The 12,888-nt window shown below is 51.0% G+C and carries 9 protein-coding genes and 1 pseudogene; 7 read left to right on the plus strand and 3 right to left on the minus strand.

The window, feature by feature from the left end:
• Positions 1-218: 218 nt before the first annotated feature.
• Both ABV298_RS18110 and ABV298_RS18115 read left to right on the plus strand, forming a co-directional pair.
• Positions 219-2,828, plus strand: a complete 2,610-nt coding sequence (locus ABV298_RS18110) for a PVC-type heme-binding CxxCH protein (protein WP_353717590.1) — start codon at positions 219-221, stop codon at positions 2,826-2,828.
• A gap of 81 nt (positions 2,829-2,909) precedes the next feature.
• Complete coding sequence (locus tag ABV298_RS18115; protein ID WP_353717591.1) at positions 2,910-3,830, plus strand: TIM barrel protein; 921 nt, start codon at positions 2,910-2,912, stop codon at positions 3,828-3,830.
• A gap of 154 nt (positions 3,831-3,984) precedes the next feature.
• Here the strand turns inward: ABV298_RS18115 and ABV298_RS18120 are convergent, their stop codons facing one another.
• Both ABV298_RS18120 and ABV298_RS18125 read right to left on the minus strand, forming a co-directional pair.
• Positions 3,985-4,293, minus strand: coding sequence for an isoamylase early set domain-containing protein (locus tag ABV298_RS18120; RefSeq protein WP_353717592.1), 309 nt, complete (start codon positions 4,291-4,293; stop codon positions 3,985-3,987).
• Positions 4,294-4,438: 145 nt separating this feature from the next.
• Positions 4,439-6,701, minus strand: a pseudogene (locus ABV298_RS18125) (TonB-dependent receptor).
• 182 nt (positions 6,702-6,883) lie between these two features.
• Between ABV298_RS18125 and ABV298_RS18130 the strand changes: the two are divergent.
• Entirely contained in the window at positions 6,884-7,294 is a 411-nt protein-coding gene (locus tag ABV298_RS18130) for a DoxX family protein (protein ID WP_353717593.1), read from the plus strand.
• Between the two features lie 57 nt (positions 7,295-7,351).
• Here the strand turns inward: ABV298_RS18130 and ABV298_RS18135 are convergent, their stop codons facing one another.
• Positions 7,352-8,323: an aldo/keto reductase gene (locus tag ABV298_RS18135; RefSeq protein ID WP_353717594.1), complete on the minus strand. Its 972-nt coding sequence runs from the start codon at positions 8,321-8,323 to the stop codon at positions 7,352-7,354.
• 162 nt (positions 8,324-8,485) lie between these two features.
• On the opposite strand from ABV298_RS18135, the gene ABV298_RS18140 reads away from it, so the two are divergent.
• The 4 genes from ABV298_RS18140 to ABV298_RS18155 all read left to right on the plus strand — a co-directional run bounded on the left by ABV298_RS18140 (position 8,486) and on the right by ABV298_RS18155 (position 12,729).
• Complete coding sequence (locus ABV298_RS18140) at positions 8,486-9,250, plus strand: M23 family metallopeptidase (RefSeq protein ID WP_353723208.1); 765 nt, start codon at positions 8,486-8,488, stop codon at positions 9,248-9,250.
• A gap of 66 nt (positions 9,251-9,316) precedes the next feature.
• A complete protein-coding gene (locus ABV298_RS18145; RefSeq protein ID WP_353717595.1) occupies positions 9,317-10,612 on the plus strand; it encodes an aminotransferase class V-fold PLP-dependent enzyme in 1,296 nt (431 codons plus the stop codon).
• Positions 10,613-10,787: 175 nt separating this feature from the next.
• Positions 10,788-11,396, plus strand: a complete 609-nt coding sequence (locus ABV298_RS18150; protein WP_353717596.1) for a hypothetical protein — start codon at positions 10,788-10,790, stop codon at positions 11,394-11,396.
• 160 nt (positions 11,397-11,556) lie between these two features.
• Entirely contained in the window at positions 11,557-12,729 is a 1,173-nt protein-coding gene (locus tag ABV298_RS18155; RefSeq protein WP_353717597.1) for a glutathionylspermidine synthase family protein, read from the plus strand.
• The last annotated feature ends 159 nt before the right edge of the window (positions 12,730-12,888 follow it).

The raw sequence follows: 12,888 nt of genomic DNA on the forward strand, positions 1-12,888 counted from the left end.
TCCAGAACAATCTGTTTGAAATCGCCAAAAGGTTACATTTCTCCAAAACTCCATTTTATAATTCCCGAAACATCAGGTATTTTTATAACGTTTTTTGAAATCATCTGCATCATCAAAAATTCGTTTTGAAACAATTTCCTATCGTGAGATCTGCGTGGTGTGCTGCGGTTCTTTTTACCTTCCTTTCATTCCCAGGTTTTAGTCAAGTTGTTGATTCGTTGCTGGTTATCGATCCGGATAGCGCCTATGCGGCGTTGTCGGAAACGGAACGGCGCTTTTCGCGTAATGCGGTGGCGGGTTTGCAGGCGGCCGACGGCCTGGAAGCAACGCTATTCGCTTCCGAACCCAATGTGATCAACCCGATTAACATCGACGTCGACCATCGCGGACGTGTGTGGGCGTGCGAAACGTACAATTACCGGCCGGCTATTAACGGTAAATCGGAGCTCGGACAGGGTGACCGCATTGTGATCCTGGAAGACAAAGATGGCGACGGCAAGGTGGATATTACCAAGGTTTTTTATCAGGGGCCGGAACTGAATGCGCCGCTGGGCATTTGGGTAATGGGCAATAAAGCCATTGTTTCGCAAAGCCCTTACGTGTGGCTTTTTACAGATACGAATGGCGACGATAAGGCGGACACGAAAGAAGTTATTTTTAAAGGAATCGGCGGCGTGCAGAACGACGCCGGCGTACATGCATTCGTGTTCGGGCCCGATGGAAAGTTCTATTTCAACTATGGCAATGCAGGACGGCAACTCGTCGACGGGCAGGACCGCCCGTTGCTCGATAAGTATGAAAGGCCGATCGATTTCCGGCAATACAAGCAGGGTGTGGTTTTCCGATGCGAGCAAGATTTTACCAAGGTGGAGATCATGGCCGAAAACTTTCGCAATGGCTGGGAAGTGGCCGTGGACAGCTATGGTACTATGTGGCAATCGGATCAGGAGGAGCCGGGAAATGGGGGCGACCGCGTGTCGTACGTGATGGAGAACGGTAACTTCGGTTATGTGGATGAAATGACAGGCGCGAGCTGGCGACTGAACCGGACCAATCTGGAAGACGAAATCCCCCGCCGCCATTGGCATCAGAACGACCCGGGAGTCGTGCCCAATTTGCTGGAAACCGGATCTGGTTTTCCGATGGGAATCACGGTCTACGAAGGTGACCTGCTGCCACGCCGTTATTGGGACCAGATCCTGCTTGCCGATGCAGGCCAGGGCTATGTAGGCGCATTCCCCGTGCAGAATGACGGAGCAGGTTATAAATCCATGGGTATCTTACCTATTCTGGAAGGCAAGCGCGATAAGTGGTTCAGGCCGACGGACGTCTGTGTAGCTCCCGACGGCTCACTCATTATTTCCGACTGGTATGACCCCACAATCGGCTCTCACAAAATGAAGGACCGTACCCGCGGACGTATCTTTCGCGTCGCCCCTACGGGTACGCCCTATAAAATACCGGTTTTCGACCTTTCGGTACCCGAACAGGCCGTGAAGGCACTACAAAGCCCGAATCTGTCGCAACGTTACCTGGCATGGAATGCCTGCGTAAAGCACGGTTGGGCGGCCGAGCCGTTTCTGGAAGAGCTTTTCAGGCAATACAACGCGAACCCGAAACTGCGTGCGCGCGCGTTGTGGGTGCTGAACCGTATTGAAGGGTTTAACTATCGAAACCTCGATATCGGCTTTCGCGAACTGAACCCCAACCTCCGCATTACCGCCTTGCGTGCGGTCCGCCAGCGTAACAGCGACCCTACCGAATATATCAAGCGCCTCACCTCGGACCGCGACCCGCAGGTACGCCGCGAATGTGCATTGGCCATTAACCACAATCATACCTACGAGGCATTGGACGTGTGGCTCCAATTGGCCAAACAATACAAAGGTAATGACCGTTGGACGGTGGAAGCGCTCAGTATCGGCGCTTATGACCAGTGGGAACGTCTTTTTCCGGCCTGGCTGGAAAGGGCGGGACCGAAGCCCTGGACGACCGACGCCGGCAAGGACATTATCTGGCTGGCGCGAACCCGCAAGGCAATCCCGTATTTGAGCGAACTGGCGGCCGACACGTCCGTGAGTTTCAAAAGCCGGCTGCGGTACTTTCGCTCGTTCGACTTTTTCCATGCCGGTTATGAGAAAACACAGGCATTGCTGAGCGTTTTGAATGTTCCTTCGTCCGATCGCATCGAAGTAAGCAAGCTGGCATTGCTGCATTTGGACAAATCATTCGTGACAAACTCCCAGCAGGGCCTGACCGCACTGAACAAGCTGCTCGACGAAACGTACGGTACCGAGCACTATATCGACCTTATGACCCGCTATGAGTTGGAATCGGAGAATGAAAGGTTGTTGAAACTCGCGTTGGACAAATCCGACGAGGTGATCGGCCGGGATGCCGGAGCATTGCTGCTCGAACAGGCGGGAATCTCCTATGTGACCGGAAAACTGGCAGGTATGAACGATTCGAAAAAATCGGCATTGCTGGCCTCGATTCAGACGGTAGGCAGCTCCGAATCGATTTATCTGCTTCGTTCGACTGTTTTGAATGCCGGTGAATCGATGGCCGTGCGAAAAAGTGCCGCACGTTACCTGGGCGCGAGCTGGCCGGGAGAGGAGGCGGTTGTAAAGCTGCTGACCGGCAACCAGATCGACGGCGAAGTAAAAGAAGCGGCTTTGGAAGGAGTAAAGAACGCTTTCCGGGAGGAGATTAAGGCGCAACTGGCCCCTTACCTGCCAAAACCGCCCGCGGAGGAAGTAGCAACAACGCCTACGGAAGAATCCAAAAGTGGTAAAAAGGAACGTCGGAAACGTAGAAAAAACCGGTAGAATTGAGATTCAAAGGTGATTTTGCGGTAAATTTCCGGACTGTACATCTTTACCATCTGTAACAAAAACACTAAAACATTTATGCTCCGCAGAAATTTTGTAAAATCTACCCTTGGTCTGGCGGGCGCCGCAGTCGCAGCAGGAGATGCATTTGCCTCTGTCCCCACGGCCAGGAACAAGTTTAAGCTTAAATATGCTTCCCACTTCGGAATGTTCCAGAACAGCGCGGGAAAGGATCTGATCGACCAGCTTAAATTTATGGCGGACCAGGGGTTTATGGCATTGGAAGACAACGGTATGATGGGTCGTCCGGTGGAGCAGCAGGAGGCCATCGCGAAGGAAATGAGTCGCCTGGGCATGGAAATGGGCGTGTTTGTTGTCGATAAGGGCGGCAATGGTGCCAACACGCTGGCCGCAGGCAAAAAAGAGTATATCGATATTTTTCTGAATGGCTGTAAAAAGGCCGTGGAAGTGGCGAAGCGCGTGAATGCAAAATGGATGACCGTCGTTCCCGGTGATTTCGAAAGAAACCTGCCGATAGGCGTCCAAACGGGCAACGTGATCGACGCGTTACGCCGCGGTGCGGAAATCCTCGAACCGCACGGGCTGGTTATGGTGCTGGAACCACTCAGCGACTCGCCCAATCTGTTCCTGAGAACGTCGGATCAGACATACGAAATCTGCCGCGCCGTGAACAGCAAATCGTGCAAAATCCTGTACGATATTTACCACATGCAGAAAAACGAAGGCCGCCTGATCTACAATATCGACCAGACGTGGAGCGAGATCGATTACTTCCAGATCGGCGACGAACCTGGCCGCAAGGAACCGACAACCGGCGAGATCAATTACAAAAACGTGTTCAAATACATTTACGACCGCAGCAAGAAGGAAGGCAAGTCGTTCATTATGGGTATGGAGCACGGTAATTCCAAACCAGGCAAAGAAGGAGAAGAAGCACTGATTAAGGCTTATGTGGAGAGTGATAGCTTTGCGATATGAGGGCTATAAGCAATAGGCTGTAAGCTTTAGGCTGTATGCAGTAAATTGTAAGCGATAGCTTTTAATATAAAAAACCGGGAGCATAATAGTCCCGGTTTTTTTGTAAAAGCTTAAAGCTTATAGCCTAAAGCTTACAGCTTAAAACTCACAGCCATTAAAGAACCACCACCGAATTCTCGGTAGCTTCTACGCCGGCAGGGACGTATTTGTCTGCTGCCCAGTCGTTTTCCCACTTTTCGCCGTCGAGGATGTAGCGGAACTGGTATTCGCCGGCGCTCAGTTCGAGGCTGGTTTTGAATGAACCGTCTTTCTGTTTTTTCAATGCGATGGCTTCTTCCGGGTTCCAGCCGTTGAATTCGCCTACAAGGGCAACCTTCTTCGCTTCCGGCGCGGCCTCAGCAGGAACGGTAAACGTTACTTTGTAAACAGATTTACTTTTTACAAACTGTTTTGTTAATGCCATAATTGGTAGTGTTAATTGGTTGATGGTTCAAAGATACAATCAAAAATTATTCAAGTCAATGAATATCAATATGCTAAATGATTTTCATCTTTGAAAAATTATATAATAACATATCATGCGACATTTTGGCTATTATACCGCCTGACTATCGTAGCGTATAACGGAGACCAAAAAATGCCCTGATACCCTGATTAGGCGCATAAACGTAAGAAGGATCGAACGTCATCCGGTAAGGATTGTCGGGCGTTGCAACGACCTGTCCCTGTTCGTCAAATTTGACGTTTTTGTCGAACGGATCGTGGGCGCGGGCGATCGAGTTGGCGGGAGGCGTGAAGTTGAGCAGGTTTTTAACCCCTCCGTAAATTTCCAGTCCATTGTTGAATTTTTTGGTGAGCTGGATGTTCTGCAAAGACCATACCGGCGAAGTCGGAGCACGGGGGTCGTCCTCGCTGAGGAGGGGTAACCGCATAGGGCCATAAATGTTGCCGGTGTAGTCGAATGAGAGGCCGGCTTTCTGGATTTCATAGGAAACCGACCAGGTTCCGGTGAACTTTTCGGTCAGTACCGGCCTGAAACGCACACCATTTTCTTTCTGGAAATTATCCATGTAAGTCGCGCCGGCGATAATTTTAAGCGGGAATGGGAAGTTGAAGTCCAGATTGACGCTTACGCCTTTGGAAACTGCGTAGCCGTCGAGGTTATCGTAAATGATTTCATTTGGATTGGTGTCGTAATCGGGAAGGATGCGGTTGGTAAAGTGGGTATAAAATACCGAAGCGTCGATTCCGATAAACGAATTGCCCGTTACAATTTTCTTGACGAGGTTGATATTCGAATTCCAGCTCTGTTCGGGTTTTAATGCTTCCTTCAAAATCACTTCGCGCGAACCGGTCAATGCGGCGTGGTCCTCGGTAAACAGGTTCACAATGCGAAAGCCGCGGCCTACGTTCAGGCGCACCACGTCGGTTTGGTTGAACTTGTGTTTATAGGCAGCCCTGGGAGTGAAAATGCTTCCATGACGGCTGTTGTAGTCGTAACGCGCACCCAGCAAAATCGAATGCCGGCCGGTTTTGATCTCGTCCTGGATAAATATACCGGGCAGGTAAATCTTGTCGGCGTGATCTTGTCCGTCGGCATAGCGTGTTGCGGGAGTGTTGTCATTGTAAAATGTATACCGGAACGGCGTTCCCATCAGCAGGCTATGCTTCCCAACTTCCTTGTCCCACAGAAACTGCGCGAATGCGATCTTCTGGTCGGCGACGAACGGGACATTGCCATAAGCGGAGTTCTGATTGTGTGAACTGAATGAATATTGCAGCGTCACCTTTTTCAGCCATCGGGAACTGGTAATTCCCGAGCAGTTCGAAACGTTTGGTATAAATGCTCTCGCCATAAATCTGGTCGCCGCCGCGGTACGAACGGTTCCATTGCATTTGTCCGCCCCAGCGGTCTTCATAGTAATAGCGCGCCGCAATGTTGGCTTGCCGGTTGTTTTTGAGGTTGAACGACCATTTATTGAAAACCGAAATCCGGTTTTGGAGCGTCAGGTCGGTAAAGCCGTCCCCGTTATGGTCCGCGGGATTCTGGTAATTAAAATAATTGATACCCACCAATGCACTGCTTTTCTCGCCCGGCGTAAATTTGACACCTAAATCCACATTGTAATCGCGCCAGGTAGTACTGAAAACATCCGCGGAAAGTACCGGGGCTTTGGACGGATTTTTAGTGATGATGTTGATCAGACCGCCCACCGCTTCCGAACCGTACAGTGTAGACGCAGGCCCTTTCACGATCTCGACGCGCTCGATCAGGCTGTTGGGGATGCCGGAAAGGCCATAAACCGTCGAAAGCCCGCTCACCATCGGCATACCGTCGATAAGCACCATCGTATACGGGCCTTCCAGGCCATTAATGTGGATATCGCCGGTATTACATACGTTACAATTGAGCTGGGGGCGCACGCCATTTACATAGCTAAGTCCCTCGAAAATGCTTGGGACAGGGTTTTTGTAAATGAATTTGGAGGTGATAATGTCCACAGGTACCGGACTGTCGAGCTTCGAAACTTCCTTCATCGTGCCGGTTACGACCACCTCGTCCAATGCATTCGCCCCGGATTGCATCCGGAAATTCCTGACCGTGTTACGCTCTATCTTCAGGTTTTTCTCCGTGATGGTCGGCATCGATACAAAACTGACTTTCACCGTGTATGTGCCCTTGGGAATGCCGGAAATGCGGTAATTCCCGGCGGTGTCGGCCGTAGTACCGGTTTTTAATTCCTGAATGTACACCGAAGCACCAAAGGCCGCCTCGGCTTCCCCTTCAAGCGATATCTTCCCTGATAGCGTAAATTGGGCGAATGCGTTGGGGGCGAAGAAGCTGAACAGCAAGAGTATGCGTATTTTCATAGCGCGGCCGAATTATAAATTTTCTTACATCTGAATATAAATTTAGACAAACCTAAAAATAAAACTTGATATATGAAAATTAAAAATTCGGTTACTTTTCATTTTTGGGGAAACTATCTGCGGTATGGTAGTGGTTAAAGCTACTGTGAATGCAGATTTTATATAACCAATTTCTACTCACTATGCTCAAAAGGTTTCTGAAACCGATTAAATTGCCCGCGTCGGTCGACTGGGCGGTGCTCATTCTCCGGATCGGCGTTTCATGCCTCATGCTCACGCACGGCTATGCGAAGCTGACCGGCTTCCTCAGCGGCGACCATTCTTTCGCCGACCCGATCGGGATAGGCGAGGAATTTTCCTATTTCCTGACTATCTGCGCCGAATTCGGCTGCTCGATCCTCGTTATCCTCGGCCTGGGTACCCGTTTGGCGCTCATACCGCTCATTTTTACCATGTGTGTGGTAGTATTCATCGTGCATGCGAGGGATGCATTCGATATGAAGGAGCATGGCCTGCAGTTCCTTTTCGCTTACATCGCATTATTTCTTACCGGGCCAGGCCGGTTTTCGATCGACAGCAAATTGTACCGGTAGGAACGGATGCTTCTTCAAACAAAATGCCTTCCGTCCGGAAGGCATTTTGTTTGAAAGCTATTGCGACCACTTGGTTGGCTGGCGGTCCCAGCGGTGAGCTTTCATCCGTTCGGCCACGGCGGCGTCGAGCTTTTTGCCGTCGCTGACAGCCACATTCGCGCGCACGTGTGGGAGCTTACGCATGCCCGGAATGGTTGTGTGCACGTCGGGATTGTTGAGGATAAAACGCAATGCGAGTTCGGGCATCGTCATGCCCTCCGGGATATCGGCGCGCAAAGCCTCGGCGTGGTCTACGCTCGCATTGAGGTTCTCGGGGACGAAATACGTCGAGCGCCAGTCGTCGGCCGGGAACGTGGTTTCTTTCGTCAATGTGCCGGTAAGCGTCCCCTCGTCGAAAGGCACGCGGGCGATCACGCCGATATCGAGCTTCCGGCATAGCGGGAAGAGGTTATCTTCCGGAGCCTGGTCAAAGATATTGTAGATCACCTGGACCGCGTCGATCAGGCCTGTTTCGAGCGTTTTCAATGCGTTATCCGGTTCCCAACGGTTGATACTGATGCCCCAGGCGGCCACTTTCCCGTCTTTCGTCAGTTTTTGAACGGCTTCCTTCCATTCGTCTTCCTGCGCCCAGGCATCTTCCCACACGTGAAATTGCAGCAGGTCTATCTGTTCGAGGCCCAGATTTTGAAGGCTTTTCTCCGTGTATTCGACAATGTAATCGGCCGGAAATACGTCTTTTAATGCATATTCGGGGCGCGACGGCCATTTGCGGTTTTTCGGCGGGATTTTCGTAGCCGCATAGAGTTTTTTGCCGGGGTTCCGCTTGATAAGGTCGCCAAGAATGCGCTCGCTCAGTCCCTCGCCGTATCCCCAGGCCGTATCGAAAAAGTTCACACCCGATTCGACGGCCAGATCGAGGGAGTCGTCCGTTTCCTTGCGGTCGGAGCCGGTCCAGCCCGCGAGTCCCCACATTCCATAACCTATTTCGCTGATTTCCCAGTCGGTTCGTCCAAAACGACGTTTTTGCATTGTAATCTGATTTTAGTGTTAGACCAATAAAGAACTTCTGTGCAGTTATTTAATATAGAACGGATACCTTTGCAAGACTTTTTTTATTAATGAGCTTTCTCGGCATCGTTCCTCAAAAATAGGGTTTAAGTGAAAGAAAAAGGGTTGATTAATGCATTGTTGATGACAGTCAAAAGAATTGCCGGAATTGTGTTGGTGATCTGTATTGCAGGTTTGACAAACCGGAGTGAATCTTCCGATAAAATTGCAGAATACTGCCGGACTTTCCATCAGATCCAGATTGACATTCGCGACGGTGCGATCACACCCGATTCGGCCCGTGCCGCATTTGGCACGGTAATGCGGGCTATCAGGGCCGAATTCAGGCGGGATACCTGCCGCGCGGTCGATTCTTCCTATTTTGTTTACCCCGTCAGATCGTATACGCCGAGGGAGTCGGTCGGGTCGAGAGGCCGGGGGTACCGCCCCGACGGCTTCGATCTTTTCGACAGGGATGTCACGGGCAGCCATCCCGCACAGGACCTTTTTGTGAGGGACAAAGACCAGGACGTGCTCGACGACCGTACCTGGAAGCCCATCGATGTGCTTGCGTTTACATCCGGGTTAGTGGTGGCTACCGAAACGAGCTGGAAATACGACAGCGAGTTCCGCGGCGGTAACTGGATCTGGATTTACGACCCGTGTCTCGACGGACTTTTTTACTACGCGCATAACAACATCGTGGAAGTGCAGCCGGGGCAATGGGTGAATGCGGGAGACAAAATCTCGGAAATGGGGCGTACCGGCTATAATGCCTATCAGAAGCGCTCGCCCACGCATTTGCATCTCATGTACCTGCAACTCGACGCGGACGGGCTGCCCATTCCCGCCAACACCTACGAATGGCTGAAACAGTCGGCCGTAAAAGACAGTTTTGGAGAAGAATAATTGGTATAAAAGTAGATATTCAATATATTGTACTTCACTCCATTACTATTCCTTAAACAAACTTTTATGAACAACCGTCGTTCTTTTTTCCGGAAGAGTGCCGCTTTGGGTATGGGCGCTTTCGGGATCAACAGCCTTTTCAGCCAGTTGCATGCAGCGCAATTCCTCGAAGCCGAAAAGTGCTGGAACCCTGCCAGTGAAAGCAATGAAGAATACTGGTCGGTAATCCAGGACGCATATACAGCCAGCAAAAGCGAGGTTATTATCCTCAACAACGGCGGTGTATCGCCCTCGCCGATTGTGGTGCAGGAAGCTTTGGATAAATACAACAAAGCGGCGGCGCAGGGGCCGTCCTATTACATGTGGCGTATTATGGACAAAGGCCGGGAACCGCTCCGGCAGCGCCTGGCGAAACTCGCCGGTACCGACGCGGAGGAGATCGCAATCAACCGCAATGCGACCGAGGCGTTGAATACCATTATTTTCGGCTTGCCGCTCGAAAAAGGCGACGAGGTGATCGGTACCCTGCAGGATTACCCGAACATGGTGCAGGCCTGGAAACAACGCCAGATGCGCGACGGCGTGGTTTACAAGCAGCTTTCTTTTGATTTCCCCATCGAAAATGACGAGCAGATCGTGAAAGCCTACGCCGATGCGATCACGCCGAGGACTAAAATCATCCACGTGACGCATATCATCAACTGGGTGGGACAGATCATGCCGGTGAAGAAAATAGCGCAGATGGCACATGCCAAAGGCATCGAGGTGGTTTGCGACGGTGCGCATACATTCGGCCTGCTGGATTATAAAATCCCCGACCTGGAATGCGATTACTTTGGCACCAGTCTGCACAAATTCCTCAGTGCCCCGGTCGGCAGCGGGATGATGTGGATTAAGAAGGACAAAATCGGGAAGATATGGCCGCTGCTTTGCAATAGCGAGCCGAAAAGCGGTAATATCCGCAAATTTGAAACGCTTGGCACAAGGAGTTTCCCGATTGAACAGGCCATTGGCGAGGCGATCAACTTCCAGGAGGCGATCGGTAACAAACGCAAACAGGACCGGATCCATTACCTGAAAAAATACTGGGCCGAGAAAGCCGCGCAAATCCCGGGCGTAAAGATCCATACATCCCTGAAACCGGAGTTCTCATGCGCAATCGCGGGTGTGAGCATCGAGGGCATGAAACCGGAAGAGCTGGACGGCAAACTGATGAAGGATTACCGGATTCACACCGTAGGGATCAATTGGGAAAATATCCACTGCGTGCGCGTAACCCCACATGTGTACACGAAGCTCAGCGACCTCGATAAGCTGGTCGACGCAATAGACAAGATCGCTAAAAAAAGTCTGATCTTTTAAAACATTCATGTGCAACGGGCATAGTCGGGTTAACTGCCGGCTATGCCCGAATTTTTTTGCCGCTCGTAAATGCTAACGCAATCATATCAGCCGGAAGAACCATTGGCACGATTCATTCCGCCCCGACCGCCGCAATGCATTACTTTTGAAAAATCCTCAACAGAAAACCAACACTATGACACAGTTACGGAAAGGTTCTTTTATCAGAAAGGTAAAAGATATCAGTATAGGTGGCGCGTTGGCGCTGGCGCTGTTGGCAGGGACGGGGCTTGTTTCCTGTTCTTCCAACAACGACGAATCGGATTACAGCTACGAAGAAACATCCTATGGAAAGGGTATTCGCTCGCACATTAAGGAGGTCAGCCCCGGCGAATTCAGGATCGTTAGTGAGGAAAGCGTTGCCGCCGACAGCTCTATGGCGATCGTTTCCTATCTCGACGGCCATAAAGACACATTGAACCCAACGGCTGCCAAAGCGTTGATTGACCAGGAAATTCGCTCCAATCCGCACGTCGGGTACCATAGCGGACTTTCGAGCATGCTGCTCTATGGCGGCATGGGCTATTTCCTCGGCCGACTGTCGGGCAATTCTTATATGAATACCTACCGCGACAGGGATATGGAACGGAGCAGGGCATTTTATGCCAGTCCGGGCGCGTGGGCGAGCGCACGCAGCGCGGTACGGGACGTCGACGCATCCCGTTCCGTGCGGACGGTGACGGCGAGGCCATCAGGCGGACGTAAAGGTTTTTTTGGAAGGTCGTCGGGCAGAAGCGGTGGCTGAAATTAGCGTTTATGAGTTTAGAGTTTATGAGTTAGTGAGTAAAAGCTGGAGTTTGGTCACGCTTCCTCTTGTTAACTTAAAAGTCAGGGCTAAATTTTAAACCTCGAACTCATAAACTCCTGAGCTACCGAACCCTGAACTCTCAACTTCAAAAGTAACGATGGTAAAACTGAAATCTCTGCCTAATCCCCCGCAAGCCGCATTGGAAAAAGCGGGCTGGGACTGGGCGCTGGGTACCGATACGACGCCCTACGTAGTAAACGATATGGTGACGGTGAGCGAGCAACAGGCTGAAAGCTACTACGAAGCAGCCGCTACCTTATATGATATGCTGATCGAAGCGGGGCAATATGCCATCGATCACGATCTTTATAAGGAAATGGGCATTCCTGAAAATCTGGTGGAACTCATCAAGCTCTCGTGGAGCGACGACCGCCAGATTCATTTATACGGGCGTTTCGATCTCGCAGGCGGTTTTGACGACGAGCCCATCAAACTTATCGAATTCAATGCCGACACCGCCACTTGCATTCCTGAAACGGCCGTTGTACAATGGGCCCACCTGCGCATGAATGGCATGGACGAGTCGCAGCAGTTTAATACGTTGTTCGAAACGCTCGTAGGGCAATTTGTTTATTTGAAAGAGGAAAACAGTGATCTGTCGCCGTCGATACTGTTTTCAACCATGCGCGGCTACCCGGAAGACGACACAAATGTGGCCGTACTGATGGAAGCAGCAAAAGAAGCGGGTCTCGACGTGGAATTTGCTTATATCGACGAGGTTGAGTTTTCGAACGGAGAAGGGATTTTTTACCAGGAACGTGAGCACGGCCATTTTGTACGGTTTGATTTCTGGTTCAAGCTGATACCGTGGGAGTACATCGGCTCCGACGAGCCCGACTTGGCGTCGATGCTGACGGAGATCGTCAAAAACCGGAAAGCGCTGGTTCTGAACCCTGCTTACACCTTGCTGTTCCAGTCGAAATACATTCTCAAAATCCTGTGGGATCTTTACCCGTACCATCCTTTGCTGCTACAAACGGAACGATACATGCTGCCGCACAAGAAATCGGTGAGTAAAGTACTCCTAGGCAGGGAGGGCGCGAATGTTACGATCCACGACAAAGGCGGTGAAATTCTCGAAACCGCGGCCGGCGAATACGACGGCCAGCCCCGTATTTACCAGGAGTATGTCGCCTTGCCTACCGACGCCCGGGGTAATACTTATCAGGCTGGTATATTTTTCGCCGGCGAGGCGTGCGGGCTCGGATTCAGGAGGGGTGGGAAGATATTGGACAACACCGCGCAGTTTGTGGGGCACGTTATCGATTAGTGAATACGTAATTTTACTTGCCTCTGAATCAAAAAGTTACCGTATGCTCATTGAATTTGCCGTTTACTAATCGAATTGCTGAAATGTGCGTACAGCCAGCGAAGTTTGTGAAGGTTTTAGAAGCGCCGCTGGTACGGAAGTTTTAAAAGAAAAAACCTG

This window comes from Dyadobacter sp. 676, from assembly GCF_040448675.1.
In the GTDB taxonomy this organism is placed as follows: domain Bacteria; phylum Bacteroidota; class Bacteroidia; order Cytophagales; family Spirosomataceae; genus Dyadobacter.

Coding starts and splice junctions, on each gene's coding strand:
- ABV298_RS18140 (WP_353723208.1), top strand. CDS start 8,486: ATGACAGTCAAAAGAATTGCCGGAATTGTGTTGGTGATCTGTATTGCA.
- ABV298_RS18145 (WP_353717595.1), top strand. CDS start 9,317: ATGAACAACCGTCGTTCTTTTTTCCGGAAGAGTGCCGCTTTGGGTATG.
- ABV298_RS18155 (WP_353717597.1), top strand. CDS start 11,557: ATGGTAAAACTGAAATCTCTGCCTAATCCCCCGCAAGCCGCATTGGAA.
- ABV298_RS18120 (WP_353717592.1), bottom strand. CDS start 4,293: ATGGCATTAACAAAACAGTTTGTAAAAAGTAAATCTGTTTACAAAGTA.
- ABV298_RS18115 (WP_353717591.1), top strand. CDS start 2,910: ATGCTCCGCAGAAATTTTGTAAAATCTACCCTTGGTCTGGCGGGCGCC.
- ABV298_RS18150 (WP_353717596.1), top strand. CDS start 10,788: ATGACACAGTTACGGAAAGGTTCTTTTATCAGAAAGGTAAAAGATATC.
- ABV298_RS18130 (WP_353717593.1), top strand. CDS start 6,884: ATGCTCAAAAGGTTTCTGAAACCGATTAAATTGCCCGCGTCGGTCGAC.
- ABV298_RS18135 (WP_353717594.1), bottom strand. CDS start 8,323: ATGCAAAAACGTCGTTTTGGACGAACCGACTGGGAAATCAGCGAAATA.